23 protein-coding genes and 1 pseudogene are annotated in these 26,270 nt (G+C 58.4%); 11 read left to right on the forward strand and 13 right to left on the reverse strand.

The genetic code is table 11. The annotated features are described in order from the left end of the window. Positions 1-50 precede the first annotated feature (50 nt). The 4 genes from ACYZUM_RS27250 to ACYZUM_RS27265 are packed head-to-tail and all read left to right on the forward strand — an operon-like array spanning position 51 to position 2,850. The gene (locus ACYZUM_RS27250) at positions 51-533 is read left to right on the forward strand and encodes a Fur family transcriptional regulator (protein WP_041073695.1); all 483 of its coding nucleotides are present in this window, start codon (positions 51-53) and stop codon (positions 531-533) included. Continuing rightward, positions 533-1,318, forward strand: a complete 786-nt coding sequence (znuC, locus tag ACYZUM_RS27255; protein ID WP_041073697.1) for a zinc ABC transporter ATP-binding protein ZnuC — start codon at positions 533-535, stop codon at positions 1,316-1,318. Before ACYZUM_RS27250 ends, znuC begins: the two co-directional genes overlap by 1 nt. Then, positions 1,311-2,099, forward strand: coding sequence for a zinc ABC transporter permease subunit ZnuB (gene znuB, locus ACYZUM_RS27260; protein ID WP_042556960.1), 789 nt, complete (start codon positions 1,311-1,313; stop codon positions 2,097-2,099). Before znuC ends, znuB begins: the two co-directional genes overlap by 8 nt. A 37-nt stretch (positions 2,100-2,136) precedes the next feature. Continuing rightward, a complete protein-coding gene (locus tag ACYZUM_RS27265) occupies positions 2,137-2,850 on the forward strand; it encodes a PA5502 family lipoprotein (protein WP_108181265.1) in 714 nt (237 codons plus the stop codon). A gap of 76 nt (positions 2,851-2,926) precedes the next feature. Here ACYZUM_RS27265 and katE read toward each other — a convergent pair whose 3' ends face one another. Further along, on the reverse strand, positions 2,927-5,068 hold the full coding sequence (katE, locus tag ACYZUM_RS27270) for a catalase HPII (protein WP_108181266.1): 2,142 nt from the start codon (positions 5,066-5,068) through the stop codon (positions 2,927-2,929). A 260-nt stretch (positions 5,069-5,328) separates the two neighbouring features. Between katE and ACYZUM_RS27275 the strand changes: the two genes are divergently transcribed. The 3 genes from ACYZUM_RS27275 (at position 5,329) to ACYZUM_RS27285 (ending at position 7,859) form a co-directional block, all read left to right on the forward strand. Beyond that, positions 5,329-6,336, forward strand: coding sequence for a methionine ABC transporter ATP-binding protein (locus tag ACYZUM_RS27275; RefSeq protein ID WP_027610230.1), 1,008 nt, complete (start codon positions 5,329-5,331; stop codon positions 6,334-6,336). Further along, complete coding sequence (locus ACYZUM_RS27280) at positions 6,336-7,010, forward strand: methionine ABC transporter permease (RefSeq protein WP_041073706.1); 675 nt, start codon at positions 6,336-6,338, stop codon at positions 7,008-7,010. The genes ACYZUM_RS27275 and ACYZUM_RS27280 overlap by 1 nt, the downstream gene beginning before the upstream one ends. 78 nt (positions 7,011-7,088) lie before the next feature. After that, positions 7,089-7,859, forward strand: coding sequence for a MetQ/NlpA family ABC transporter substrate-binding protein (locus tag ACYZUM_RS27285; protein WP_041073708.1), 771 nt, complete (start codon positions 7,089-7,091; stop codon positions 7,857-7,859). Positions 7,860-8,049: 190 nt separating this feature from the next. Here the strand turns inward: ACYZUM_RS27285 and ACYZUM_RS27290 are convergent, their stop codons facing one another. Genes ACYZUM_RS27290 through ACYZUM_RS27310 form a run of 5 tightly spaced genes read right to left on the reverse strand, consistent with a single transcriptional unit; the run spans position 8,050 to position 11,958 of the window. Continuing rightward, positions 8,050-8,685, reverse strand: coding sequence for an SCO family protein (locus tag ACYZUM_RS27290; protein WP_007962772.1), 636 nt, complete (start codon positions 8,683-8,685; stop codon positions 8,050-8,052). After that, positions 8,682-9,581: a heme o synthase gene (gene cyoE, locus ACYZUM_RS27295; RefSeq protein WP_047297465.1), complete on the reverse strand. Its 900-nt coding sequence runs from the start codon at positions 9,579-9,581 to the stop codon at positions 8,682-8,684. Before cyoE ends, ACYZUM_RS27290 begins: the two co-directional genes overlap by 4 nt. Beyond that, positions 9,569-10,648 carry a COX15/CtaA family protein gene (locus ACYZUM_RS27300; RefSeq protein WP_108181268.1) on the reverse strand — a complete coding sequence of 360 codons (1,080 nt, stop codon included), beginning with the start codon at positions 10,646-10,648 and terminating at the stop codon, positions 9,569-9,571. Before ACYZUM_RS27300 ends, cyoE begins: the two co-directional genes overlap by 13 nt. A gap of 10 nt (positions 10,649-10,658) precedes the next feature. Then, positions 10,659-11,252: a hypothetical protein gene (locus ACYZUM_RS27305; protein WP_108181269.1), complete on the reverse strand. Its 594-nt coding sequence runs from the start codon at positions 11,250-11,252 to the stop codon at positions 10,659-10,661. Beyond that, on the reverse strand, positions 11,218-11,958 hold the full coding sequence (locus ACYZUM_RS27310; RefSeq protein WP_108181270.1) for an SURF1 family protein: 741 nt from the start codon (positions 11,956-11,958) through the stop codon (positions 11,218-11,220). The genes ACYZUM_RS27305 and ACYZUM_RS27310 overlap by 35 nt, the downstream gene beginning before the upstream one ends. A gap of 71 nt (positions 11,959-12,029) precedes the next feature. Between ACYZUM_RS27310 and ACYZUM_RS27315 the strand changes: the two genes are divergently transcribed. Continuing rightward, positions 12,030-12,233, forward strand: a complete 204-nt coding sequence (locus ACYZUM_RS27315; protein WP_041073718.1) for a twin transmembrane helix small protein — start codon at positions 12,030-12,032, stop codon at positions 12,231-12,233. 7 nt (positions 12,234-12,240) lie between these two features. On the opposite strand, the gene ACYZUM_RS27320 is transcribed toward ACYZUM_RS27315, so the two are convergent. The 4 genes from ACYZUM_RS27320 to coxB form a co-directional block, all read right to left on the reverse strand. Beyond that, positions 12,241-13,128 (reverse strand): cytochrome c oxidase subunit 3, encoded by an 888-nt coding sequence (locus ACYZUM_RS27320; protein WP_108181271.1) that lies wholly within the window; start codon positions 13,126-13,128, stop codon positions 12,241-12,243. Between the two features lie 25 nt (positions 13,129-13,153). Beyond that, entirely contained in the window at positions 13,154-13,705 is a 552-nt protein-coding gene (locus ACYZUM_RS27325) for a cytochrome c oxidase assembly protein (protein WP_108181272.1), read from the reverse strand. 155 nt (positions 13,706-13,860) lie between these two features. Then, the gene (ctaD, locus tag ACYZUM_RS27330) at positions 13,861-15,447 is read right to left on the reverse strand and encodes a cytochrome c oxidase subunit I (RefSeq protein WP_041074772.1); all 1,587 of its coding nucleotides are present in this window, start codon (positions 15,445-15,447) and stop codon (positions 13,861-13,863) included. A gap of 82 nt (positions 15,448-15,529) precedes the next feature. Then, entirely contained in the window at positions 15,530-16,657 is a 1,128-nt protein-coding gene (coxB, locus tag ACYZUM_RS27335; protein ID WP_041074770.1) for a cytochrome c oxidase subunit II, read from the reverse strand. A gap of 370 nt (positions 16,658-17,027) precedes the next feature. Between coxB and ACYZUM_RS27340 the strand changes: the two genes are divergently transcribed. Next, positions 17,028-17,660, forward strand: a complete 633-nt coding sequence (locus tag ACYZUM_RS27340; protein WP_027610219.1) for a hypothetical protein — start codon at positions 17,028-17,030, stop codon at positions 17,658-17,660. Positions 17,661-17,784: 124 nt separating this feature from the next. Here ACYZUM_RS27340 and ACYZUM_RS27345 read toward each other — a convergent pair whose 3' ends face one another. The 3 genes and pseudogenes from ACYZUM_RS27345 to ACYZUM_RS27355 all read right to left on the reverse strand — a co-directional run. Continuing rightward, entirely contained in the window at positions 17,785-19,311 is a 1,527-nt protein-coding gene (locus ACYZUM_RS27345) for a SulP family inorganic anion transporter (protein ID WP_108181273.1), read from the reverse strand. Between the two features lie 90 nt (positions 19,312-19,401). Then, a complete protein-coding gene (locus tag ACYZUM_RS27350; protein WP_047297474.1) occupies positions 19,402-20,133 on the reverse strand; it encodes a carbonic anhydrase in 732 nt (243 codons plus the stop codon). Positions 20,134-20,371: 238 nt separating this feature from the next. Further along, positions 20,372-21,208 (reverse strand): annotated as a pseudogene (locus ACYZUM_RS27355) (PA0069 family radical SAM protein); the annotation flags it as partial. Positions 21,209-21,247: 39 nt separating this feature from the next. On the opposite strand from ACYZUM_RS27355, the gene ACYZUM_RS27360 reads away from it, so the two are divergent. Continuing rightward, positions 21,248-23,029, forward strand: coding sequence for a recombinase family protein (locus tag ACYZUM_RS27360; RefSeq protein WP_473061205.1), 1,782 nt, complete (start codon positions 21,248-21,250; stop codon positions 23,027-23,029). Between the two features lie 1,698 nt (positions 23,030-24,727). After that, entirely contained in the window at positions 24,728-25,981 is a 1,254-nt protein-coding gene (locus ACYZUM_RS27365; protein WP_473061206.1) for a primase-helicase family protein, read from the forward strand. Positions 25,982-26,270: the final 289 nt, after the last annotated feature.

Consider the following 26,270-nt stretch of genomic DNA (forward strand, 5'->3'; position numbering starts at 1 on the left):
GGCGAGAACGGGTAACATAATAACGTCTCTATCAAAACTCGTCGCCGCCCATGCCTATTACACCGATTGCCAGCCGTCCCCACGACCACTCTCATTGCGTGCACAGCGCACTGACCGAGGCCGATACCTTGTGCGCCCAGAAAGGCCTGCGCCTGACTGCGCTGCGCCGGCGGGTGCTGGAACTGGTGTGGCAGAGCCACAAGCCACTGGGCGCTTATGACATTCTCGCGGTACTGAGCGAGCAGGACGGCCGTCGCGCCGCGCCGCCAACCGTTTACCGCGCGCTGGATTTCCTGCTGGAAAACGGTTTGGTGCACCGCATCTCTTCACTCAACGCCTTCGTTGGCTGTGTGCATCCGGAGCATGCGCATCAGGGCCAGTTCCTGATCTGCCGCGAGTGCCACGCCGCGATCGAGCTGGAACAGAAAGCCATCAGCGACGCGATTATCCACAGCGCCAAAGATGTCGGGTTCATTGTCGAAGCGCAGACCGTCGAAGTGGTCGGCCTGTGCGCCGGTTGCCAGGGGGCTTGATGAGCAACCCGTTGATCCGTCTTCAGCACGTTGCTGTCACGTTTGCCGGGCAGACCGTGCTCGACAACATCGAGCTGAGCGTCGAGCCGGGGCAGATCGTCACCCTGATCGGCCCCAACGGCGCCGGCAAGACCACCCTGGTGCGCGCCGTACTCGGGCTGCTGAAGCCGGACAGCGGCAGCGTCTGGCGCAAGCCGAAACTGCGCGTTGGCTACATGCCGCAAAAGCTGCACGTCGACCCGACCTTGCCGCTGTCGGTGCTGCGCTTCCTGCGCCTGGTGCCCGGTGTAGACCGCCCGCGCGCGTTGGCGGCGCTGAAAGAAGTCGGCGCCGAACACGTCATCGACAGCCCGGTGCAAAGCGTTTCCGGCGGTGAAATGCAGCGCGTGCTGCTGGCCCGGGCGCTGCTGCGCGAGCCGGAGCTGTTAGTGCTGGATGAGCCGGTGCAGGGCGTCGATGTCGCCGGACAGGCCGAGCTGTACAGCCTGATCACCCGCCTGCGCGACCGTCACGGTTGCGGCGTGCTGATGGTGTCCCACGATCTGCATCTGGTGATGAGCACCACTGATCAGGTGGTGTGTCTGAATCGCCACGTCTGCTGCTCCGGGCACCCCGAGCAGGTAAGCGGCGATCCGGCGTTCGTCGAGCTGTTCGGCAAAAATGCGCCGAGCCTGGCGATCTATCACCACCATCACGACCACGCCCATGACCTGCACGGTTCGGTGGTCAAGGCGCCCGGTGCGGGCCACACCCATGTTCACGGAGACCACTGCAAGCATGGCTGATTTTCTGTTGTATGCCCTGCTTGCAGGTCTGGCACTGGCGGTGGTCGCCGGGCCGCTTGGTTCGTTTGTGGTCTGGCGGCGCATGGCCTACTTCGGCGACACCCTGTCCCACGCCGCGTTGCTGGGCGTGGCGCTGGGCTTTCTGCTGGATGTCAGCCCGACGGTCGCGGTGACCGTCGGCTGCCTGCTGCTGGCAGTGTTGCTGGTGACCTTGCAGCAGCGTCAACCGCTGGCCTCCGACACGCTGTTGGGGATTCTTGCACCGAGCACGCTCTCTCTTGGTCTGGTGGTACTAAGCTTCATGCATGAAGTGCGGATCGACCTGATGGCCTATCTGTTCGGCGACCTGCTGGCGATCAGTCCGACCGACCTGGCGTGGATCCTCGGCGGCAGCGCGGCAGTGCTGGTGTTGTTGGTGACGCTGTGGCGACCGCTGCTGGCGATCACCGTGCATGAAGAATTGGCCAGAGTCGAAGGCCTGCCAGTGGCGGGCCTGCGCATGGCGCTGATGCTGTTGATTGCGGTGGTGATCGCGGTGGCGATGAAAATCGTCGGTGTGTTGCTGATTACTTCGCTGCTGATCATCCCGGCGGCTGCGGCACAGCGTCACGCCCGTTCGCCGGAGCAGATGGCGCTGGGCGCGAGCCTGCTGGGCATGCTCGCGGTGTGTGGCGGGCTGGCGCTGTCATGGTTCAAGGACACCCCGGCGGGGCCGTCCATCGTTGTGACGGCGGCCGCACTGTTTCTGCTGAGTTTTGTTCTGCCCCGTCGAGGGGTGTAGACTTGCTCGCTTTTTGCGCAATTAGAGAGTCGCAGGAATGAAGCCGTTCGCCTCCCGTTATCTGCTCCTTGTCGCATTTTCCGTGCTGCTGGGCGCCTGCCAAAGCACGCCGCCGGTGGCCGAAGCCCCCGACGCGCGGGCCACGGCCATCGCACAGCTGGAGCAAAGCCTGGCCAGCAGCGAACTGGCCACCGCCGAAGACCAATTGGCCGCCTTGCAAATACAGAACCCCAACGATCAGTCCCTGGAGCAATACCAGCGCCAGCTGGCCGAAGCCTACTTGCGCCGCAGCCAGATCGTATTGCAGAAAGGTGATGTGAATGCGGCAGCCACCGCGCTGAGCCGCGCCCGCGCCCTGATGCCCAAAGCCCCGGCACTGACCGGTGGCGTCAATGGCGCCATCACCGAAGCGCGCAAAGCCGAGCTGGAAAAAGCCGAAGCGGCGCTGCTGGCGGCCGAGGCCAAACCGAAAGCCAAGGTCATCGACCCGACGGCGGAAAGCACGACGGTTGCACTGAACATCAACGACAGCCGCAAATTTCGCCGGCAACTGGATGCGATCGCCGCCGATGTGGTGAATTACGAGTGTGCTGTGAGCATTCAGGCGCCGCGGACCCAGGATTACCCTTGGCTGGCGACGTTGCTGAAAAAACGTGTGAAGAAATTGAATCCGGATTTCGAGCTGAAGATTGAGAAACAGATCCTGCGCACCGTGCCGGCGCAGATGGTCTTGATTCCAGCCAAACCCTAAAAGATCGCAGCCTCCGGCAGCTCCTACAGGTGCAAGTAAACCCTGTAGGAGCTGCCGAAGGCTGCGATCTTTTGCTTTAGGCTGGAATGGCCTTGGCCTTAGGCTCCCGCGCCCAAACCCGATGCTGCCCGATCGCCGCAAAGAACGGCTTGGTCAATCCCGGCACATCCTTGCCCTGCAGCAACCCTGCATCCGCCTCCAGCTTCAGCAGATCCTGCAACTGTTTGGCATCGCCGTGCAGCGCAATCGCCTTCAGGTGCTTGTACGCCTCCAGCAGGTAGTGCAGCGCCACGCCATCAGCGCTCAACGCCTTGATCGACGCCGCGCCACCCGGCACGAACACCGCATCGAAGATCACTGAAGGCATGCCTTCCATGGAGGCGTCCACTGGCAGGGCTTTGCCGTCGGCAGTCTTCACCGGTGCCGACGTCGGGCCGAGCAGCTTGGCGTGCGCACCTTGTGCAGCCAAGGCCTTCTTCATCGCATCGATCGCCGCACCATCGACGCCGTTAGCGGCAAGAATCGCCACTTTCCGAGTTTTGATGTCCTCTGGCAGCAGATTCGCCTGGCTCAGCGCCGGCGAATGATCGAACGAAGTCTTGCGCACCTCGACCGTGCCTTTGCTCGGCGCCGGTAACCCGAGGTTGGCCGCCACGCGCTTGGCCAATTCCAGGTCAATGTTGGCGAGAATCTCATTCACCTGCCGTGCACGGATGAACTCGCGTTCGACCTTGCCCAGCTCGAAGCTGTAGGCGGCAATGATGTGCTCCTTCTCGTGCTCACTCATGCTGTTGAAGAACAGCCGCGCTTGCGAGAAGTGATCGCTGAACGACTCGCTGCGCTGGCGGATCTTGTTCGCATCGATGCGTTCCGGGTAACTCTCGAAGCCGCCGTCTTTAGCCGCCGGTGGGGTTTCCTTTGGCCAGCCGCCATCAATCGAGTTCGGCTCGTAGGACGCGCGCCCCTTGTCGATCACCGTGCGGTGTTGGGCATCGCGCTGGCCGTTGTGGAACGGTGCCACCGGGCGGTTGATCGGCAACTCATGAAAGTTCGGCCCACCCAGTCGGCTGATTTGCGTGTCGGTGTAGGAAAACAGCCGGCCTTGCAGCAGTGGGTCATTGGAGAAGTCGATGCCGGGCACGATGTGGCCGGGGCAAAACGCGACCTGCTCGGTCTCGGCGAAGAAGTTGTCCGGGTTGCGGTTCAGGGTCATCTTGCCCAGCGGGGTGATCGGCACGATTTCTTCGGGGATCAGCTTGGTCGGGTCGAGAATGTCGAAATCGAAGTCGTGTTCGTTTTCCTCCTCGATGATCTGTACGCCCAGCTCCCATTCCGGGTAGTCGCCCATCTCGATGGCTTCCCACAGATCGCGACGGTGGTAGTCGGTGTCTTTACCGGCGAGCTTCTGCGCCTCGTCCCACACCAGTGAGCAGGTGCCGGCGGTCGGGCGCCAGTGGAATTTGACGAAGCGCGATTTGCCCTCGGCATTGATCAGGCGGAAGGTGTGCACGCCAAAGCCCTGCATGCTGCGCAGGCTTTTCGGAATCGCCCGGTCGGACATGGCCCAGATCACCATGTGCGCCGATTCCGGCACCAGCGAGACAAAGTCCCAGAACGTGTCGTGGGCCGAGCCGCCGGTCGGGATCTCATTGTGCGGCTCGGGTTTCACCGCGTGGACGAAGTCGGGAAACTTGATCGCGTCCTGAATGAAGAACACCGGCATGTTGTTGCCGACCAGGTCGAAGTTGCCTTCGTCGGTGAAGAATTTCACCGCGAAACCGCGCACGTCACGCACGGTATCGCCGGAACCACGCGGCCCCTGCACCGTGGAAAAGCGCACGAACACCGGAGTCTTTTTCCCCGGGTCCTGCAGGAAACCGGCCTTGGTCAGCGCCGAATGGTTCTCGTAGGCCTGAAAGAAACCGTGAGCGCCCGTACCGCGGGCATGGACGATGCGCTCCGGAATGCGTTCGTGGTCAAAGTGCGTGATTTTCTCACGCATGATGAAGTCTTCCAGCAACGACGGCCCGCGCGGTCCGGCCTTGAGGGTATTCTGGTTATCGGCGACCTTCACCCCCTGATTGGTGCGCAGGGCCTGGCCGGTAGCGTCGGAGCGAAACTTCTCCAGGCTGTCGAGTTTGGCGTTGGTGTTGGCGCGATCCTTGGTATCGGTTCCGGCCAGCTGGCTTTTGTCGGTGGTAGGTTTCTTGCTGCTCATCAGACGTAAACTCCTCGGTTGACCCCGTTTCCACGGGGACTCTTGAGCGTTTCCGGGCACGGTTACCCAGGGTTTCAAGTCGCTGAACTAGTGACCAATGAGCAGGAACGAGCGTTCCTTTTTTATGACCTTTGATCTTGTTATTGCCAAATCGAAGGTTAATTGCGAAATAAATGCTAAGAACCTCTATACGGACAGGCTAAAATGCGCGCCCGGCTAACCGCTGATCCTTTTCTAACGCGCCCCACAAGGTTCGCTACGTGATCGAGTTTCAAAACGTCCACAAAACTTACCGCGTCGCCGGTAAGGACATCCCCGCCCTGCACCCGACCAGTCTTTCGATTGAAAACGGTCAGGTCTTCGGCCTGATCGGCCATTCCGGTGCGGGAAAAAGTACCCTGCTGCGTCTGATCAATCGCCTGGAAGATTCCAGCGGCGGCAAGATCATCGTCGACGGCGAAGAAGTCACCGCGCTGGACGCCAACGGCCTGCGCCGATTCCGCCAGCAAGTCGGGATGATCTTCCAGCACTTCAACCTGCTCGCCTCCAAGACCGTGGCCGACAACGTTGCGCTGCCGCTGACCCTGGCCGGCGAACTGTCGAGCAGTGAAATCAATCAACGCGTCGCCGAGCTGCTGGCGCGGGTCGGTCTGTCTGATCACGCCAAGAAGTACCCGGCGCAGTTGTCCGGCGGCCAGAAGCAGCGCGTCGGCATCGCCCGCGCTCTGGCGACCAAGCCGAAGATTCTGCTGTGCGACGAGGCCACCAGCGCCCTCGACCCGCAGACCACCGCGTCGGTTCTGCAACTGCTGGCCGAGATCAATCGTGAACTGAAGCTGACCATCGTCCTGATCACCCACGAGATGGATGTGATCCGTCGGGTCTGCGATCAGGTGGCAGTGATGGACGCCGGGGTGATCGTCGAGCAAGGCTCGGTGGCCGATGTGTTCCTGCATCCGCAGCACCCGACCACCAAGCGTTTCGTCCAGGAAAGCGAGCAGATCGACGAAAGCGAACAGCGCGACGACTTCGCTCACGTGCCGGGTCGCATTGTGCGTCTGACCTTCCAGGGCGAAGCGACCTACGCGCCGTTGCTCGGTACCGTTGCCCGGGAAACCGGGGTCGACTACAGCATCCTCGCCGGTCGCATCGACCGCATCAAAGACATTCCTTACGGGCAATTGACCCTCGCCGTCACCGGTGGCGACATGGAAGCGGCTTTCGCCCGCTTCACCGCCGCTGACGTTCATATGGAGGTGCTGCGTTAATGGAAATGCTTAAGGCTTTCTTCGAAAACATCGATTGGCTGGAAATCTGGCTGGCCACGGGCGACACCCTGCTGATGCTCGGTGGTTCGCTGCTGTTCACCGTATTGCTCGGCCTGCCGCTGGGCGTGCTGCTGTTCCTCTGCAGCCCGCGTCAGTTGCTGGAAAACCGTGGCTTCTACGCCTTCATGTCGTTGGCGGTGAACATCCTGCGTTCGCTGCCGTTCATCATTCTGCTGATCGTGATGATTCCGTTCACCGTGCTGATCACCGGCACTTCGCTGGGCGTGGCCGGTGCGATTCCGCCGCTGGTGGTGGGTGCGACTCCGTTTTTCGCGCGTCTGGTGGAAACCGCGCTGCGTGAAGTCGATCGCGGCATCATCGAAGCCACTCAATCGATGGGGGCGACCACCCGGCAGATCATCATGAACGCCTTGCTGCCGGAGGCCCGTCCAGGCATCTTCGCCGCGATTACGGTGACCGCGATTACTCTGGTGTCCTACACGGCAATGGCCGGTGTGGTCGGCGCCGGTGGTCTGGGTGACCTGGCGATCCGTTTCGGCTACCAGCGTTTCCAGACTGACGTGATGATCGTCACCGTGGTGTTGCTGCTGATTCTGGTACAAGTGCTGCAAATGGTGGGCGACCGTCTGGTCGTGCATTTCTCGCGCAAATAACCGGTTTTTGTAATCAAGAGATGAGCCGGCCATTCGCTGGCAGGCGCCACACGGGCGCTTTGAAAAGGAGTTAGCTGAATGAAAAAACTGATCGCTGCTTTCGCTGCCGTAGCCGCTTTTTCGGCCCACGCTGAAACCCTGACCGTTGCCGCCACCCCGGTGCCGCACGCGGAAATCCTCGAATTCGTGAAGCCGGCCCTGGCCAAGGAAGGCGTGGATCTGAAGGTCAAGGTCTTCACCGACTACATTCAGCCGAACGTACAGGTGGCCGAGAAGCGCCTGGACGCCAACTTTTTCCAGCACCAGCCGTACCTCGATGAGTTCAACAAGGCCAAGGGCACCAGCCTGGTGGCGGTGACCGGCGTGCATCTGGAGCCGCTGGGCGCCTACTCGAACAAGATCAAGGATCTGAAGGACCTGCCAAGCGGCGCCAACGTGGTGATTCCGAACGACGCCACCAACGGCGGCCGCGCGCTGTTGCTGCTGGCCAAGGCCGGCCTGATCACCCTGAAGGATCCGACCAACATCCTGTCGACCCTGAAAGACATCGCGCAGAACCCGAAAGACCTGAAAATCCGTGAACTGGAAGCCGCGACCATCCCGCGCGTGCTGACCCAGGTCGATCTGGCGCTGATCAACACCAACTACGCGCTGGAAGCCAAGCTCGATCCGTCCAAGGATGCGCTGGTGATCGAAGGCAACGACTCGCCGTACGTGAACATCCTGGTGTCCCGTGCGGACAACAAAGACAGCGACGCGATGCAAAAACTGGCGGCTGCGCTGCACAGCCCGGAAGTGAAGAAATTCATCACCGAGAAGTACAAAGGCGCGGTATTGCCGGCGTTCTGATACAGGACCGGACAGGCGCAATAAAAAGGCGATCCCTCGGGATCGCCTTTTTTATGGGGCAAATTCCCCTGTAGGAGCTGTCGAGTGGAACGAGGCTGCGATCTTTTGATCTTGCTGTTGAAGATCAGAGCAAAAGATCGCAGCCTTCGGCAGCTCCTACAGAGAAATGTTTACCCCTGCAGGCACTGCATTATTTGCGGTTGAGCATTACTGGCAGCTGCGCCACCAGTTTGGCGTTGTTCAGCGGCGCCCGGATGAACCCGCGCTGGGTGCCGTCCGGGCCGATCACCGCGAGGTTGCCGCTGTGATCCACCGTGTAATTCGGCTTGCTGGTGTCGGCCGGAATGAACGGAATACTCACCGCATTCGCGACTTTCTGCAGCTCTTCGATCGACTTCGGCGTCAGCCCCACAAACTGTGGATCGAAGTAACCCAGGTACTGCTTCAGCTGCTGCGGGTTGTCGCGGTTCGGATCGACGCTGACCAGCACGATCTGCAACTTATCCACAGCATCCTTGGGTAACTCGCTCTTGATCTGGCGCAGTTGGGCGAGGGTGGTCGGGCAGATGTCCGGGCAGAAGGTGTAGCCGAAGAACAGCAGGCTCCATTTGCCTTTCAACTCGTCGATGGCGACCGGTTGGCCGTCCTGATTGGTCATGGTCACGCCCGGCAACGTGCGGCTCTGCGGCAGCAGGATAATGCCGGCGTCGATCAGCGCGGTGGGGTCGCCCTGGCCCTTGCCGCTGAGTACTTTGTTGACGGTCAGTCCCAGGATCAGCGCGATCACGGCGACGAGGATGAAGACGGTTTTCTGGGTTCGAGTCATAGGTTCAACAGTAAGTAGTGGTCTACGAGCAGGGCGATGAACAACAGGAACAAGTAATAAATAGAGTACTTGAAGGTGTTGATCGCCGCGTGCGGCCGAGTGCCACGGTACAGCACCACGGCCCATTGCAGAAACCTTGCGCCGAGGGCGAGGGCGCAGATCAGGTAGAGCACGCCGCTCATGTGGATTACGTATGGCAGCAGGCTCACCGCGAGCAGGGCAAAGGTGTACAGCAGAATATGCACCTTGGTGTAGTGCTCGCCGTGGGTGACCGGCAGCATCGGGATGTCGGCCTTGGCGTATTCCTCCTTGCGATGGATTGCCAGCGCCCAGAAGTGCGGCGGGGTCCAGGCGAAGATGATCAGCACCAGCAGCAACGGTTCGGCGCTGACATGGCCGGTAGCGGCAGTCCAGCCGAGTAGCGGTGGGGCGGCGCCAGCGAGGCCGCCGATGACGATGTTCTGTGGCGTCGCGCGTTTGAGAAAACCGGTGTAGATCACCGCGTAACCCAGCAGCGAAGCCAGTGTCAGCCATGCCGTCAGCGGATTGGTGAACGTCAGCAGCATCGCCTGCCCGAGCAGCGCCAGCACCAGCGCAAAGGTCAGCGCCGCCGCCGGTGAAACCCGGCCCTCGGCCAACGGTCGTTTGTGCGTGCGTGCCATCACCGCGTCGATGCGCCGGTCCACCACATGGTTGACCGCTGCTGCTCCGCCGGCACACAGCGCGATCCCCAGGTTGCCGAACACCAGCACCGTCCATGGCACCCCGGCGCGGGTCGCGAGGAACATGCCGACCAGCGAGGTGATCAGCATCAGCACCACCACTTTCGGCTTGGTCAGCTCCAGATAGTCACGCCACAGCGCTTGCGCGGGACGTTCGCCGATCAGAAGCGCCATGGCGTTTCTCCTTTTATCGTGATGGGCGCAGCCGAATGTTTACGCGGGCTCAGACGCCAGCGCGCCAACATCGGCTGTTTGACCCGAACCAGACTGGTGCGCGCGTGGTAGTTGACCAGCACCATGGTCAGCAGCAGCGCGGCGCCACCGGCGTTGTGCGCCACGGCCACCGGCAGCGGCAGATGGAACAACACGTTGCTGATGCCAAGGGTGATCTGTGCGCCGAGGGCGACCAGCACCAGCCCGGCGAGCCGGGTCATGCCGACGGCCCTGAGTTGCCAGGCCAGACCGAGCAGCACCAAGGTCACCAACAGCGCGCCGATACGGTGAGTCAGGTGAATCGCCGTGCGCGCATCGCTGTCGAGTTGCCCGCCGAGGTAGTTCGGGCCGATGTGCTGGGTCAGGTGAAAGCCGTTGGCAAAGTCCGCCGGCGGCAGCCATTGGCCGTGGCAGGTCGGGAAGTCGATGCAGGCCACCGCCGCGTAGTTGGAGCTGACCCAGCCGCCGAGGGCAATCTGGCCGATCACCAGCAACAACCCCGCCGTCGCCCAATACTGCAAGCGCTTGGGCACGGTCAGCGCCGGCAGCACGCCGGACAGCCTCAACGTCAGCAGGAACAGCAGACTCAAGGTCGCAAAACCGCCGAGCAAATGCCCGGTGACCACTTGCGGCCAGAGCTTGAGCGTCACCGTCCACATGCCGAATGCCGCTTGCGCGAACACCACTGCCAGCAGAAACAGCGGCAGCTTCAGCGGCTGTCCCGGATGGCGGCGATTGACCCAGGCGCGCCCGGCCAATACCGAAATCAGCAGGCCGAGGGTCCCGGCGAAGTAACGGTGGATCATTTCGTTCCAGCCCTTGTGCGCCACCACCGGCGAGTCGGGGTAATGCAGTTCGGCATGGGCCAGTTGGGCTTCGCTTTTCGGCACGCTGATAAAGCCGTAGCAGCCCGGCCAGTCCGGACAGCCCAGGCCGGCGTGGGTCAGGCGGGTGTAGGCGCCGAGCAGCACGACGATCAGTGCCAGCAGGGTGGCAAACAGCGCGAGGCGAAATCCAGGTTTGGCCATGACGATGCCCTTATCCGATGTTCGACAGTTTCAGCAGGTGGCGCAGGTCGTTGAGCAGATCCTTGCCCTTCACGCTCGGGTCGTAGCGCAGCACCAGGTTGCCGTGCGGGTCGATGATCCACAGCTGCGGTACGGCCTTGTCGCCAGTGGCTTTGCTCAACGCTGCAGTGTCCAGCGGGTAGCGTTGCAGTTGCGGGTATTCGCGGCTCAGCTTGGCTTCGTAGTCGCTGCTCAACGGTTGGGCAGCGGCGAGGGCATGGCTGGCACGTCCGGCATCGCGACCAAGACCGATCTGAATCTGCCGGGCGAGGTACACCAGTTGCTGACAGTCCACTGCGCAATCTTTCGGCGCGGTCACTAACATCTGCCAGCGTTGCTCATCGGCCTGCACGCCGAGGTCGGCGCGGGTCTGGCCGTTGCCGATCAGTTCGCCGTGATAGCTGCGACCTTCCGGCACCCAGAACTGCAATTTGTACATGCCGGTGGCGAGAATCATCGGGCCGACCACGCCGAGCACAATCAGCAACAGCTGGATCCGTCCACGGCGGCGGGTGGCCGGGGTTTTCGCCTCAGACATGCTGGGTGGATTCATGGCCGTTCCCATGGTGGTTCTCCTTTGCGTTGTGCAATCCAAGGTAGAGGTAGAGACCGAGCAGGGCGGTGGCCATGGCGAACCACTGCACGGCGTATCCAAGGTGTTTTTCCGGACCCATGGCCACCACCGGCCAGTCGGCCTCGTAACTGGCAGGACCAGGTTCGGCGCGAAGTTCGTAGGCGAAGCCGTCGCGTTCGAGGGTTTTCCACAGCTTGGCCGGCTCGACGGCGGTGACGGTTTGCGGCCAGGTGCTGCTGGCGGGGTCGGCGTGCAACTGGAAGGTCGCGCCGGGGGCGACGTACACCCAGGCATCGATATTCACGGCATCGGCCGGGGTTTTGAATTGCGGGGTAATGCGGCGGTCCGGCCAAGCCAGCCAGCCGCGATTGACCAGCAGCCACAGGCCGCTGGCCCGATCCTGAAACGGTTGCAGCAACTCGATGCCAACCTTGCCGTTACGCTGACGGTTGTCCAGCAGCAGGCTGTGAGCGCTATCGAACTGACCATATAGATGAACGCGGCGAAAGGCCGGGTCGGCGCTGTGCAGCAATTCGCTGCTGGCCATCGGCTCGGCCGCACGGCGTTCGGCGTAACTGGCGAGCAGGGCGGTTTTCTCCGCGCCCCTACCGAGCTGCCAGAAACCCAGCGACACCAGCAACGGCAGCAACAGCGCCACCACCACGGTCGGTATCACGCCCGGGCGAAAGCGCTTCATGGCCGCGCCACAAAGTCAGTCGTCGCGCTCGCTATACTCAACTGCATCGCCTGTCCCCCGGAGTTCTTCCCATGCTCAAAGCAGCCATTGTCGTGCTGCTGATTGCCACGGTGATCAGCCTGTTCAGCGGCCTGTTTTTCCTGGTCAAGGACGACAGCAGCTCCAATCGTCTGGTAATCGCCTTGAGTGTTCGGGTGGCCCTGGCCGCTGCCACCGTCGGCTTGATTGCCTGGGGCTTCTACAGCGGCCAACTGGTGTCGCACGCGCCTTGGTGATCAGTGCTCAAAGCACATAAACGAAGATGAACAAGCCGATCCACACCACATCGACGAAGTGCCAGTACCAGCTCGCCGCCTCGAAGCCGAACTGATGCTCGGCATCGAAATGGCCCTTCATGATGCGCATCAGCATCACGAACAGAATGATCGTGCCGATGGTCACGTGGGCACCGTGGAAACCGGTGAGCATGAAGAACGTCGCGCCGTAGATGCCCGAACCCAGGGTCAGGCCCAGTTCGTGGTAGGCGTGCATGTATTCCTCGGCCTGCAAGGCAAGGAAGCCGCAGCCCAGCAGCACGGTGATCGCCAGCCAGATTTTCAGCGCGCCGCGATGGCCCTTCTTCAAGGCATGGTGGGCGATGGTGATGGTCACACTGGAGCTGACCAGCAGAATCGTGTTGATCAGCGGCAGGCCCCACGGGCTGATGACTTCTTTGGGCGGCGGGAACAGTTTCGGGTCAGGCGTGTGCAGTAGCGGCCAGGTGAACTGGAAGTTCGGCCAGAGCATGTGGGCGATGCCTTTCGGCCCTTCGCCCCCCAGCGCCGGGCCGGAAATATGCCGCACGTAGAACAGCGCACCGAAGAAGGCGATGAAGAACATCGCCTCGGAAAAGATGAACCAACTCATGCCCCAGCGGAACGAGCGATCGAGCTGCGGGCTGTACAGCCCGGCGCGACTTTCCTTGATCACCGCGCCGAACCAGCCGAACAGCATGTACGCCAGCAACAGTCCGCCGACGAAAAAGATCAGTGGCCCGTGGGATTCAGGGCGCGCGGCCTTCAGATCGTTGAACCAGGTCGCCAGACCGTACACGGTGACGAACATCCCCACCGTGGCGACGATCGGCCATTTGCTCTGGGCCGGGACGTAATAGTGCTCATGAGTTGCCATTTATTGTTCTCCTTATCGGGCACGCTTAACCGCCAGTGTTTGCAGCCACCGGAGGATGTCGGGCGGTGATATCGAACAGCGTGTAGGACAGCGTCAGGTGCTTCACGTCCTTGGGCATGTCGCGGTCAACGATGAAACGCACCGGCATTTCGATCTGCTGACCGGGCTGCAGCACCTGCTGGGTAAAGCAAAAGCATTCGGTCTTGTGGAAATACGCCGCCGCATTGCTCGGCGCGATGCTCGGCACGGCTTGCGCACTCATCGGTTTGTCGGTGGGATTGCGCGCGACGAAAATCATCTCGTTGACCGCACCGGGGTTGGCGGTCAACTCATCGTGTTTGGGGTAGAACTCCCACGGCATGTCGATGTTGTTGGTCGACAGAAACTGCACGCGCACCTGGCGTGACTGATCCACCACCTGCTCGCCCTCGTACTGCCCGGCGGTCTTGCCGTTGATGCCGAAGGCCTTGCACATCACGTCGTAGATCGGCACCAGGGCAAAGCCGAAGACAAACATCGCCACCACCACGCCGAGCAGGCGGGTGACCAGTTTTTTCATCGAGATCGAGTCAGCCATGAGTCATGCCTCCCTCGAAGGTGCGGGTGAGCCTTTGTGGCGAGGGAGCTTGCTCCCGCTGGGTTGCGCAGCAGCCCCAAAGATTTTTTGGGCGCTGCGCACCCAAGCGGGAGCAAGCTCCCTCGCCACAGGGGTCGCGTTAACAGAGGAGCGTTTCATTTCACTTCCGGCGGCGTGGTAAAGGTGTGATACGGCGCCGGCGACGGCACGCTCCACTCCAGGCCTTCGGCGCCGTCCCACGGTTTGGCCGGGGCTGGCGCGCCGCCACGAATGGTCTTGATCACGATGAACAGGAAGAAGATCTGCGTGGCACCGAACATGAACGCGCCGATCGACGAGACCATGTTGAAGTCGGCGAACTGCAGGTTGTAGTCCGGAATCCGTCGCGGCATTCCCGCCAGTCCCACGAAGTGCATCGGGAAGAAGGTCAGGTTCATGCCGACGAATGACAGCCAGAAATGCAGCTTGCCGAGGGTTTCGTCGTACATGTGCCCGGTCCACTTCGGCAGCCAGTAATAGGCCGAGGCGAAGATGCCGAAAATCGCCCCCGGCACCAGCACGTAGTGGAAGTGCGCGACCACGAAGTAGGTGTCCTGGTACTGGAAGTCCGCCGGGGCGATAGCGAGCATCAGCCCGGAGAAACCGCCGATCGAGAACAGGATCACGAACGCCACGGCGAACAGCATCGGTGTCTCGAAGGTCAGCGAGCCTTGCCACATGGTGCTGGCCCAGTTGAACACCTTCACCCCTGTCGGGACGGCGATGAGCATGGTCGCGTACATGAAGAACAGTTCGCCCACCAGCGGGATGCCGACCACGAACATGTGGTGCGCCCAGACGATGAACGACAGGAACGCGATGCTCGCCGTGGCGTAGACCATCGAGGTGTAGCCGAACAGCGGCTTGCGCGAGAAGGTCGGGATGATCTGGCTGACGGCACCGAAGGCCGGCAGGATCATGATGTACACCTCGGGATGCCCGAAGAACCAGAACACGTGCTGGAACAGCACCGGGTCACCGCCACCGGCGGCACTGAAGAAACTGGTGCCGAAGTGGATGTCCATCAGCATCATCGTCACGCACCCGGCCAGCACCGGCATCACCGCGATCAGCAGGAACGCGGTGATCAGCCAGGTCCAGACGAACAACGGCATTTTCATCAGGGTCATGCCGGGGGCGCGCAGGTTGAGGATGGTGGCGATCACGTTGATCGCGCCCATGATCGAACTGATCCCCATCAAGTGGATGGCGAAGATGAAGTAGGTGACGCTTTCCGGCGCGTAGGTGGTGGACAGCGGCGCATAGAACGTCCAGCCGAAGTTCGGCCCGCCACCGGCGGTAAACAGGGTCGAGACCAGCAGCAGGAACGCCGCCGGCAGCAGCCAGAAGCTGAAGTTGTTCATCCGTGGCAGGGCCATGTCCGGCGCGCCGATCATCAACGGGATCATCCAGTTGGCGAGGCCGACGAACGCTGGCATCACCGCGCCGAAGACCATCACCAGACCGTGCATGGTGGTCATCTGGTTGAAGAACGCCGGTTCGACGATCTGCAGCCCGGGCTGGAACAGCTCGGCGCGGATCACCATGGCGAACGTGCCGCCGAGCAGGAACATGCAGAAGGCAAACCACAGATACAGCGTGCCGATGTCCTTGTGGTTGGTGGTCAGCACCCAGCGCATCAGGCCTTTGGCGGGGCCGTGGGCGTGGTCGGCGTGACCGTGGTCATCGATGACAGCGCTCATGGCCGGTCTCCTTTACGTGAGTGGACTGGGCGGGCCGGGGCGCGCTGCCCCGACCGATTGACGAAGTACGCAATGGACCGACTCATTTGCTTTCCGCCTGTTTGAGCTCAAGCACTTCTTTTGGTGTGACCATGTCGCCTTTGTTGTTGCCCCAGGCGTTACGTTCGTAGGTCACGACCGCTGCGATATCGACTTCCGACAACTGCTTGCCGAATGCGGCCATGGCGGTGCCCGGCTTGCCGAAGTACACGCGGTGCAGGTGATCGGCTTTGGGCCCGGTGGCAATCGGCGAGCCCTTGAGCGCCGGGAACATCGGCGGCAGGCCCTGGCCTTCGGCCTGGTGACAGGCGACGCAGGTGGTGTGATAGATCTTGTCGCCACGTTCCTTGAGTTCGTCCAGCGTCCATTCCTTGCTGGTCAGCTCCTTGAGCTGCGCGGCTTCGGCTTTGCGCTCGGCGAGCCACTTGTCGTAGTCGGCCTTCTCCTTGACGTCGACCACGATCGGCATGAAGCCGTGGTCCTTGCCGCACAACTCGGCGCACTGGCCACGGTAGAGGCCGGGCTTGTCGATGCGCGTCCAGGCCTCGTTGACGAACCCCGGAATCGCATCGCGCTTGACCGCGAACGCCGGCACCCACCACGAGTGGATGACGTCGGCGGAAGTCACGAGGAAGCGCACCTTGGCGCCGACCGGCAACACCAGCGGCTTGTCGACTTCGAGCAGGTAGTGCTCGCCCTTGGCTTCCTTGTTGTGAATCTGTTCGGCGGGGGTGGCCAGGTTGCTGAAGAATTCGACGTCCTGACCCAGGTATTTGTAGTGCCACTTCCATTGATAACCGGTGATCTGTATATCGATATCCGGCTCACTGGTGTCGTACATGCGGATCAGGGTGGCGGTCGCCGGAACGGCCATCGCCACCAGGATCAGCAGCGGCACGACAGTCCAGAGAATTTCAACGGTGGTGCTTTCGTGGAATTTTGCGGCGACCTGCCCGGTCGAGCGGCGATGCACGATCATCGACCAGAACATGGCACCGAAGACGATGATCCCGATCACCACACAGATCCAGAAAATGGTCATGTGCAGGTCGAATACTGCGTGACTGATTTCAGTCGCTCCAGGCGCCATATTCACAGTCCAGGCCGCCTGGGCCGGGCTGAAAATCGACCACAACAGGAGGCCCATCCAGACGTGTGGATGTCGCATCATTGCGGGTTCCCCTTATCGTTCTTGTTATCCCGTAGGCGCAACGCCTTCGGCAAGGGAGCGGCTGCATCAGACTACGAACTTGAATCGCCGGGCCTTGCTGCGTGGGCAGTCGGGCGTCATCAGCTAACTCCATTCAATGGCGAGTATAGACAGCCGCCGGAAATTGCAATGTCGTGGCGTTAATGTTCTGAAACAGCCGGGACTTGCGCTAAAGGGCACGAATGGAGAAGGATGCAGACGAGTGGTGGCGAACCGATATAACGCTGCTGCATCAAGGATGAAATAATTATGACAAATGCGTCTTAGCATTTTTCGTAAGCCAGCTAAGTTATGTCTTCCCTATTTCATTGCCTTGTTCCCTGGAGTTTTCATGAACACCGCCGCATTGCGCGAGCAGATCCAAAAAGCCCGACAGACCGAAAACGAAACCGGACGGCTCAAGCGTCAGCTGGAAGCCAAGTTGCCTCATCTGCATTCGGCCATTCAGTTGCCGGACGCTAACCGCGAAGACGCGTTGACGAGTTTTGTCACCGCCTATATCGATGAAGTACCAGACATGCTGGACGCAGCCAATGAAGTTGCCAGGGAAGCGGGAATCGAGTCGCAGATCAAACCGGTGCTGAAAATCGCCGAGCAGTACTTCCTCCAGCCGCCGGTCGGTCTGGACAGCCTGCTGGACGAAGCCTATCTGGCGCACCGCTTTGTCGAAGAGGTCAACGACCTGTACATCAAACACCTCGGCCAGCCACTGATCCCCTTGGACATGACGGTCGCCAACCTGATTGCTCACCAGCTGCTCGGTGAGGAATTTGCCAATCAACTGGATGAAGTCGTGCATCACACCATCGACGAGATGCTCGACGACGAGAGTTTTGCGCTGGAATCGGTAGAAGCCTACCGCGACAAACTGAGCAGCCCGGACACCGGTGCCGCATGGAAGCGCTGGCCGTGCATGGGCCGCCGCCTGGGCGTTGGCCTGGAGCTCGACCAGCCCGCTGCCTGAGTTACACACAATCCCATGTAGGAGCTGCCGCAGGCTGCGATCTTTTGATGTTGTTTTTAACAATCAAGAGCAAAAGATCGCAGCCTGCGGCAGCTCCTACAGGGGTTGAGTTCACCCCGCAGATTTAACCGGCCGCACCGATCCCGGTATTGGTCCGAACCCGCCCCTCCAATCGTCGCTTCAACCCACGCGACTCGATCAACAGCTTCGACCCCTTTGCCGCATTCGCCCGGCCCCACTCCTCCAGCAATTCCAGACACGAATGGTCGATGTAGCTCAGATGATTGAGCGGCACATGCACCGTTGTGCCCGCTGGAATGCTGCCCAGTACCTGGGTCAGTGCCGGTACCTTGAGAAAGGTCGCCGCGCCCACCAGACGCAATTCCATCTCACCGTCCTGCGGCAGGTCGATCAGGCTGATCTTCAGGCGCGACGCCTTGAACGCCAGTTTCAACATCGTCAGACCGAAACCGATCAACACACCGGTCAGCAGGTCGGTGAAGATGATCGCCAGCGCCGTGGCGGCGTAGGTGAACATCGGCATCCGCCCGTAACGGCCCAGACCGCGAAAGGCCTTGAGGTCCACCAGTTTGAAACCGGTGTACACCAGCACGCCTGCCAGACTCGCCACCGGAATGCTTTGCAGCACGCTCGACAACAACAGCACGAACGCCAGCAGCCACAAACCATGGAAGATCGTCGAATAGCGGGTGGTTGCGCCAGCCTGGACGTTGGCCGAACTGCGCACGATCACCCCGGTCATCGGCAGCGCACCGACCAGTCCGCAAAGCATGTTGCCGACGCCCTGCGCTGAGAGTTCACGGTCGAAGTCCGAGCGCACACCGCTGTGCATGCGATCCACCGCCGCCGCCGACAACAGGGTTTCGGCGCTGGCGATGAATGCCACGGCAAAAGCCGCAATCAGCAGGGTTGGATCAGCAAGGCTGAGCAAATCCGCCGGTTTCAGCCAGTCGATGGCATCGGCCAGATTCTCCGGCACCTCGACCCGTTTCACCTGCAACGCCAGCAGCAGGCTGGCACCCGTGGCCAGGCCAACGCCGAGCAGCGCACCGGGAATGAAGCGCAGCGAATGCGGACGCAATTTCTCCCACAGCCACATCACCGCAATGGTCGCCAGCCCGAGCAGTCCGGCCTGCCAGCCGAACGACGGCAAGGCTTGCGCCACCGCGCCGGGGAAGGCCGTGAGGTTATCCAGCCCCGAGGGCTGCGGCTTGGCATCCAGCATCACATGCACCTGCGACAGAACGATCAGCACACCGATCCCCGCAAGCATGCCGTACACCACCGCGGGCGCCGTCACCCGAAACCAGCACCCAAGCTTCAAACGCCCGGCCACCAGTTGCAGGAAACCGGCGAGCAGCAGAATCGGCCCGAGCATCTCGATCCCGTGCTGGCGCACCAGCTCGAACACCAACACCGCCAGACCGGCCGCCGGCCCGCTGACCTGCAACGGCGAGCCTGCCAGCCAACCCACCACCAGACCACCAATGATCCCGGTGATCAGGCCTTTGGCCGGTGGCAACCCGGAAGCAATCGCAATACCCATGCACAGCGGCAGGGCGACCAGAAATACAACCACCGAAGCCAGCAACTCCCGTGGCAGAACCGCTTTCAATTGAGCAGCACGCATGGTGACTCTCCCGAAGTTTTCTTCAGGCGTGGCTTCGCCGCACCGCTGAAACAGCGGCCGGCGTCAAACCACACAGATTTTTAGGAAGATTTAGAAGCGCGCTTTGGGCGTCGCCACCGGAATCGGATGGCTGCCGTCGAGCGGCAGGAAGCGTCCCTGATCCGCGTCGTAAGCTTTGATTTCGCTGGTTTCGATGTTGTAGACCCAGCCATGGATGAACAGATGACCGTTCGCCATGCGTGAGGCTACCGAAGGATGGGTACGCAAGTGCTGCAGTTGGGCGATGACGTTTTCCTCGGTGAGGATCGGCATGCTTTCTTTTTCGTCGGTGCAGTTGCAGTTGTCATGCACCATGGTCTTCGCCACTTCCGCATGACGCAGCCAGGCTTTGACTGTCGGCATTTTTTCCAGGCTGTCCGGATTGAGCACTGCGCGCATGGCGCCGCAGTCGGAGTGGCCGCAGATGATGATGTGTTGCACGCCCAGCGCCAGTACCGCGTATTCAATGGCGGTGGAAACGCCGCCGTTCATCTGGCCATAAGGCGGTACGACGTTGCCGACGTTACGGGTCACGAACAGATCGCCTGGCGAGCTCTGGGTGATCAGCTCGGGCACGATGCGCGAGTCGGCGCAGGTGATGAACATCGCCCGTGGCGATTGCGCCGTGGCGAGTTTCTTGAAGAGTTCTTCCTGTTGCGGGAAGACCTCATGATGAAAATGCAAAAAGCCGTCAACGATCGTTCGCAGCGCTGCATCGGCGGATTGCGCCCCAGGGACGGCTTGCGCCGACGCAGCCAACGGCTGTTTATCCTTGTCACTCATGATTCATCCTCTTTGGCGGATTCGGGGAGTCATTCCCGTGTATTCCGGTATGAAGCCAGTGGCTGTTTAAAACATCCGGGCCATCCCGACCCGTCAGTCACTCGATGAACAAGGTAGCCGCCGAAACTTAACTCAAACTGAATCAAGCGCTCTAGAACGTGTGTTCCAGGTCACAAAAAACGTGACTGAGGGTTACGACGGAAGGATTCCAGCCCCTCAACCATAGGGCCAATTGTCGCTAAATCAACGACATCTGGCGACCCGGTGGACAGAAGGCGGTGCAGTCGAGGTCATAGCCCTCGCGATGATTGAGATCGAGACGCTTGATCGTTTTGGCAAAGCGTTGCGCGAGCAAGTCGGCGAACGGCCCTTCGCCGCGCATCCGTGCACCGAAACGGCTGTCGTAGAGCTCGCCGCCACGGCTCTGGCGGATCAGGCTCAGGACATGGGCCGCGCGCTGCGGATAGTGCGCGTGCAGCCACTCCTCGAACAGCGGTGCCACCTCCAGCGGCAGGCGCAGCATCATGTAGGCGGCACTTTGCGCACCCGCCGCATGCGCCTCGGCCAGCAGGCTTTCGATTTCGCTGTCGTTGATCATCGGAATCATCGGCGAACACAGCACCCCCACCGGAATGCCTGCTTCGCGCATCACCCGGATCGCCCGCAACCGGGCCTTGGGTGCCGCGGCACGCGGTTCGAGGATGCGTTTGAGTTCATCGTCCAGCGTCGTCAGGCTGATCATCACCGCCACCAGCCGTTGTTGCGCCAGCTCCGTGAGCAGATCGAGGTCACGCAAGATCAGCGAGCCTTTGGTGACGATGGTCACCGGGTGCCGGTAGCGCAGCAGCACCTCGAGGGTCTGGCGGGTGATCCGGTGTTCACGTTCGATGGGTTGGTACGGGTCGGTATTGGAGCCGAGGTTGATCGGCGCGCACTGATAACCTTTTTTCCCAAGCTGTTCTTCCAGCACCTGGGCGGCGTTGGTCTTGGCGATCAGTCGGGTTTCGAAATCCAGCCCCGGCGACATGTCCCAATAGGCATGGCTCGGTCGCGCATAGCAATAGATGCAGCTGTGATAGATTAAACGTACCGATAGGTTACTGAGCTTGCCACCGTGCCTCTATGCTTTCCATACGTTCGCTTTTCCAGCCAGAAACAGGCGGATGGTAATTCCGTCGTTCGCCAATCTGAGCGCATTGAATCCTTTGTCAGTAGGCACAACCTCACGGTTGATACCAGGCTTGAGGATCACGGTATCAGTAGCTTCCGTGGGGCTAACGCTAAAAAAGGTCAGCTATCGGGATTTCTTCAGCGGGTGCGTGATGGGGAGATTCCCAATGGCAGCTACCTGCTAATTGAGAACTGGGACCGGCTATCACGTCAGGTGCTCGACGCCTCCATAGAGATATTTTCTGACCTGATCAGATCCGGTATCAAGATTGCTGTATTGGACGAAGATACAGTTTATGACGATCTCACCAGCAACAGTTTCATCCGGGCGATTGTCCAGTTTGAAAGAGCTCACTCGGAAAGTTTACGCAAATCGGATATGTCGAAGGCGTCGTGGCGGGCTAAACACAAAGCGATGGGGGAAGGAAAAATCGCCACAGAGAAATGTCCCCAATGGCTGGTAGTGAAGGATGGGGCGTGGTGCAAGCTTGATGATATTTGCCTACACATTGAAACAATGTTCTCTCTCGCTCAGACCTACGGTGTGGCAGAAACGGGAAGACGCCTCAACGCTCAGTTTGGCACCAGTTACAAAACGCACCAGATTCAATACCTGTTGCGCAATCGCCGCCTGATAGGCGAGCACTCCCCGGTGGAACTCAGCAAGGAGCACGGCAAAAATGTCCCCACCGGGCAATTGGTGGAACATTACTACCCTCAGGTAATCCCTCCAGCTACGTTTGAAGAAGTACAGACGATACTAAAGAGTCGAAAGCCGTTTTCAGGCAGGCAGGATGCAACCAACCTCAATATTTTCCGCAACCTTCTGGTGTGTGCTGAATGTGGCGGCAGCACACGGTTCATGCTCAGGAGTGGTAAAGAGTTCTACTACTGCACGGCATCAATGACTGGAAGCTGTGTTGACGATCAGATCAGGTCGATCCGGGGGGAATTCCTTCGCCGTGTATTGTTTAAATTTGAGCATTGGACTGCAATCCGCGACTACATCGCCGCTGGCTCAGATGTGTTGAAGGTGCTGAAGAAAGAAGAAACCGTCGCCGTTGCAAAGCTGACCAGATTGGAAACCAAGGCAGACGGCTTGAGGAATAAATACGCTGCTGAAGATGACGAGGACAAAGCTGAAACCTACGTCAGCCTGCTTACTGACACCCGCAATGCAATTACCACCGCTAAAACTGATATTGATCGTATCAAGCAAGAGCTTGCCAGCCTGGACGGGGCATTTGCTCTGACAGATAGCAATGCCGACTCCTTTGAATCAATGCTGACATCTGATAGTGAACAAGCCCGCACAGACCGACAGCGGCTGAACAGATACCTGCGGGGAATATTCCTAAAGCTTGAGCTTCACTTCCCCACACGCAAGCTTGAGACACAGCCAATCCCCGCTTTGGTGAACAGAATCAGCCCGGTTGTGGCCTACATCGAGCAGCCGAAAGATAATCGTACAGGCGACGACTACGGCCATCACACATGGATCAGCAAGGATCAGCAGACGCTGATAATTAAGAGGATCAAAGCACGCCTGCGCAGGGCGGGCATACCCTCGCCAACCTTTGAGCTAGTGAAACCAATCTACGACGACGTTGCTCTTTCCCTCCTTCCTAAGAGGAAGCCTCAGTGCAAGAATCGTCCAAAGCTGGCTGACCTTCCAGAAGAATTAAAAGATGTAGTTTGGAAGGCTCCAGACCTATTCCTAAAGTAAGGGGTGCATCTGTACGGCAGAATCGAGAGAGAAGGGCCTATCTCTGCGGTGTTTTTGGGTATCCCAGCGACGATCGCTATAAAGATTTAACCGTGGCCTACCTATCGACCTACCGCCTCTCAAAGAGCATTAAAACCCCAATAAAGATATTGTGAAGAAAGTTAAGCAAGCCTCTTGTTATGTAGAGTAAGCACTGTATAATATATGTCCCCTGTAAGAAAGTGGGCCTTCTGGTTGTTTGGTTTGAATCTTGTCCTCCAGAATGGGTTTTAGTCGCCACTACAAAGCAAGGTGGTGCATGCATGAAGTTGCCGACGCGAGTCGGTTCCGGTGAGGCTGCGGGGTGATTGAGCTGGTTATGTCAGTCAGGGAGCCGGACTACCGCCTAACCTTCCGTTAGGTACAGCCTACAAGCTGTGATCATTCTCGTCTCAAGTGCAGAGCAGGCATCGCCTGTAGCACTGGGTTAGAAGATTGTGTAGACCTTGGAGATTAAGGCTCTGCTCTTTTTGAGTATTTCCTGATCCCTAGGGGAAGTTCTACCAATTTTCTGAACTCAGTGCAGAGTATCTATAGTAATAAATTCATAATATAAAGAATCTAGAGCGTCTAACATACGGATGACATACCGATATATTCATTGATATTTACGACTAGCAATAAGTTGTTACACATATATAGCTAAATAGTCTTAATTATTTCCCGCAGGGGTTGTAATTTCACTATGAAGTATGAGATTATGGTTCCTATAAATAAGAGAAGTGAGATTAGCTGATCCTGAGTACAGATCGCCCCACCATCTAGCTTTAAGAAAATACTTCTCTTCAGCTCTACCCTCTCGCATACCCCTCGTTAAAAGAACATTCGATCCGATGATGCTTAAATAAGAGTTTGCTCTCATCGGGTCAGTGTAGGCGGTTATTGTTTTCCTTCTTTACAGTAGCTGCCAATAAAAAACTTTTGAAGTTTCAAACCACAATTCGCGCTAGAGATTTAGTTTGAATTGTGGTTTGTTTTGTTTCAAATTCCTTAATCTTGAATATTCCAAACAATACCGGAGGGCTTTCTAACGCCCATGAAATTGATAAAACAATGTAAGTGGTGTGGCAACTCCATGATCACCACAAGAAGCTCAAAAGTCCTTTGTTCTCAGAAATGCCATAACTTCTTTCATTATTGGCGACAGAAGACATTCCCCGGCCAAGGCCCAAAGGTAGCTTTTGAAGTAATTACTAATCTGCTAATGGAAGGAACACATCCGAACGCTAATCACCCAATTAATCAATCGAGCAATGCCGTCGAGCAATCACAACCAGAGGAAATTTTATGAAGCAGTGCCAAGTATGCCAGCGTGATTTTGAAGCAAGCCACAACGGCAATTTTTTGTGCAGCAATACGTGCGCAGTGCGACTATTCGCGGCAAGACAGAAAGTCCGTCTAAGTATCAAGGAGGCATTGAAAACCCTTAAAACCCCAGAGGAAGTAAAACAATTTAACTATTCCCTCGACCAACTGCTACAAGGAGCGGCCTGAGTATGCGACCTCATCTCAACGACAGATCTGCAAGCGAACTTTTAGAAATTATGCGGTATTACGATCACGGATCGCCCAATCACACACTTAACATTTTGATTTCGTCTCTTCACGACTCTTTATTCAAAACCAAACGTCCTAGCCCATCAGATGAGGTAAACAACAATGATTACAGCAGCACCGAAAAACAATAAATCATCCGCAGCGATTGAAGCTGTTAAAGCTCGATTTGTCCGAGTTCCGTCAAACACCTCATCAGCTAGATTTCGAGATGTCGTAACTGGTACAGCCCAATCAGATGCGGGTATTCTCCAAGACTTCTACCGCCGCAATGGTGGAAAAGATAAATACGACGCAGCATATCTATTGGGATGCTTAGATTGGGCTTACGGCGAAAAATTCGTCCCTAATGGTCTAGCTATCCTTGATAACGGCTTTATCAATCTATGGCGTGCTCCAGAGCTTCAGCCTACAGGTGCGCGAGTAACCAAGGAACAAGTAGAGCCGTTCGTTGATTTTCTTCGCCGATGGTTCCCAGATGACAGTGAAAGAGATTATTTCGGTTGGTGGATTGCGATGTCTGTACGTCACCAAGAGCAGAAAATCATCGCTACGCCACTGTTGCGCTCTGAGCATGGTGTGGGGAAAGGATTCTTTGCAGAGACACTGCTACCGGGCCTCCTAGGCCCTACAGCGGCAGCCCTATGCCACTTGAAAGATGTTGTCGGGGATTTCAACGAGACTGTTGAAGGCAAGACCCTTCTTGTCGTGGATGAGGTGTATCGCTCAAAGAAGAGCACGACTGATAGTCTGAAATCCATCCAGGCTAACGCTACGCTAACTTTACGCCGAAAGCATCTGCCTGTAGTTGTCATTGATAACTACATTAATTTTTGCATTACCAGTAACGACCATATCCCGCTTGTTATTGAGAGTGGAGATCGTCGATTTTGGATTCCAGCATTTATCCGTCACAGAGAGAGCAAATCGGAAACGGATCGTTTTCTTAATGATAATTTCAAACCTTGGCTAATGAATGGTGGCTTTCAACTGGTGCGAGACTACCTTGAACAAATTGACTTGAGTAAGTATCGAGCCACCGGTGAGGCACCAATGACAGATAGCAAACAAGATCTACTTGGATTCACCACAACGGATAAGTTAGAGGATGTGCTGGGTAATGTCATCGCTTCTAACAGCGTGCTGACGGTACAAATGCTGAAGGATAGCTTTTCTGATAGCTTTGAATACGGTCTGACAGATGTAGCTGTCGCAAACGCCCTCCTCGGTATAGGGTGCATTTCAAAGCGATCTAATTCCCAGCGTTACTATATTACTCCCAAAGGCATTCAAGAAGGACTAACTACCAAAACACCGCCCAAGGAATTAGATAAATTGCTCCCTAAAGTTAATTTCTGATATGAAAACGTGACACCGTGACACTGATGTTTTAAGCCGTCACTATAGCTGTCACGCAGCTAAGACCCATATTACAAGGGCTTCAGCGATTCGTGACGGGGGTGACAGTTGATTAGCATCTTTTTTTAATATGTTTAGGTTAAGTCAAAGAGCGAAGCGATTTGACGTAGGCTAAGCGATAGCGCAGCCGTAAGATGTTCTTCCCGCCTTTGTAAAGGCACTCCCACAACTAATAGATTCTGCTCCCTACCAAGAGCAAATAACGGGCTTCTTTGCCCACCACAAAGCC

The sequence above is a fragment of the Pseudomonas sp. m6p genome (genome assembly GCF_055760375.1).

Excerpts from the sequence above, each read along its gene's own strand:
- ACYZUM_RS27250 (WP_041073695.1), top strand. The coding sequence starts at position 51 with ATGCCTATTACACCGATTGCCAGCCGTCCCCACGACCACTCTCATTGC.
- znuC (WP_041073697.1), top strand. The coding sequence starts at position 533 with ATGAGCAACCCGTTGATCCGTCTTCAGCACGTTGCTGTCACGTTTGCC.
- znuB (WP_042556960.1), top strand. The coding sequence starts at position 1,311 with ATGGCTGATTTTCTGTTGTATGCCCTGCTTGCAGGTCTGGCACTGGCG.
- ACYZUM_RS27265 (WP_108181265.1), top strand. The coding sequence starts at position 2,137 with ATGAAGCCGTTCGCCTCCCGTTATCTGCTCCTTGTCGCATTTTCCGTG.
- katE (WP_108181266.1), bottom strand. The coding sequence starts at position 5,068 with ATGAGCAGCAAGAAACCTACCACCGACAAAAGCCAGCTGGCCGGAACC.
- ACYZUM_RS27280 (WP_041073706.1), top strand. The coding sequence starts at position 6,336 with ATGGAAATGCTTAAGGCTTTCTTCGAAAACATCGATTGGCTGGAAATC.
- ACYZUM_RS27285 (WP_041073708.1), top strand. The coding sequence starts at position 7,089 with ATGAAAAAACTGATCGCTGCTTTCGCTGCCGTAGCCGCTTTTTCGGCC.
- ACYZUM_RS27290 (WP_007962772.1), bottom strand. The coding sequence starts at position 8,685 with ATGACTCGAACCCAGAAAACCGTCTTCATCCTCGTCGCCGTGATCGCG.
- cyoE (WP_047297465.1), bottom strand. The coding sequence starts at position 9,581 with ATGGCGCTTCTGATCGGCGAACGTCCCGCGCAAGCGCTGTGGCGTGAC.
- ACYZUM_RS27300 (WP_108181268.1), bottom strand. The coding sequence starts at position 10,648 with ATGGCCAAACCTGGATTTCGCCTCGCGCTGTTTGCCACCCTGCTGGCA.
- ACYZUM_RS27305 (WP_108181269.1), bottom strand. The coding sequence starts at position 11,252 with ATGGGAACGGCCATGAATCCACCCAGCATGTCTGAGGCGAAAACCCCG.
- ACYZUM_RS27310 (WP_108181270.1), bottom strand. The coding sequence starts at position 11,958 with ATGAAGCGCTTTCGCCCGGGCGTGATACCGACCGTGGTGGTGGCGCTG.
- ACYZUM_RS27315 (WP_041073718.1), top strand. The coding sequence starts at position 12,030 with ATGCTCAAAGCAGCCATTGTCGTGCTGCTGATTGCCACGGTGATCAGC.
- ACYZUM_RS27320 (WP_108181271.1), bottom strand. The coding sequence starts at position 13,128 with ATGGCAACTCATGAGCACTATTACGTCCCGGCCCAGAGCAAATGGCCG.
- ACYZUM_RS27325 (WP_108181272.1), bottom strand. The coding sequence starts at position 13,705 with ATGGCTGACTCGATCTCGATGAAAAAACTGGTCACCCGCCTGCTCGGC.
- ctaD (WP_041074772.1), bottom strand. The coding sequence starts at position 15,447 with ATGAGCGCTGTCATCGATGACCACGGTCACGCCGACCACGCCCACGGC.
- coxB (WP_041074770.1), bottom strand. The coding sequence starts at position 16,657 with ATGATGCGACATCCACACGTCTGGATGGGCCTCCTGTTGTGGTCGATT.
- ACYZUM_RS27340 (WP_027610219.1), top strand. The coding sequence starts at position 17,028 with ATGAACACCGCCGCATTGCGCGAGCAGATCCAAAAAGCCCGACAGACC.
- ACYZUM_RS27345 (WP_108181273.1), bottom strand. The coding sequence starts at position 19,311 with ATGCGTGCTGCTCAATTGAAAGCGGTTCTGCCACGGGAGTTGCTGGCT.
- ACYZUM_RS27350 (WP_047297474.1), bottom strand. The coding sequence starts at position 20,133 with ATGAGTGACAAGGATAAACAGCCGTTGGCTGCGTCGGCGCAAGCCGTC.
- ACYZUM_RS27365 (WP_473061206.1), top strand. The coding sequence starts at position 24,728 with ATGATTACAGCAGCACCGAAAAACAATAAATCATCCGCAGCGATTGAA.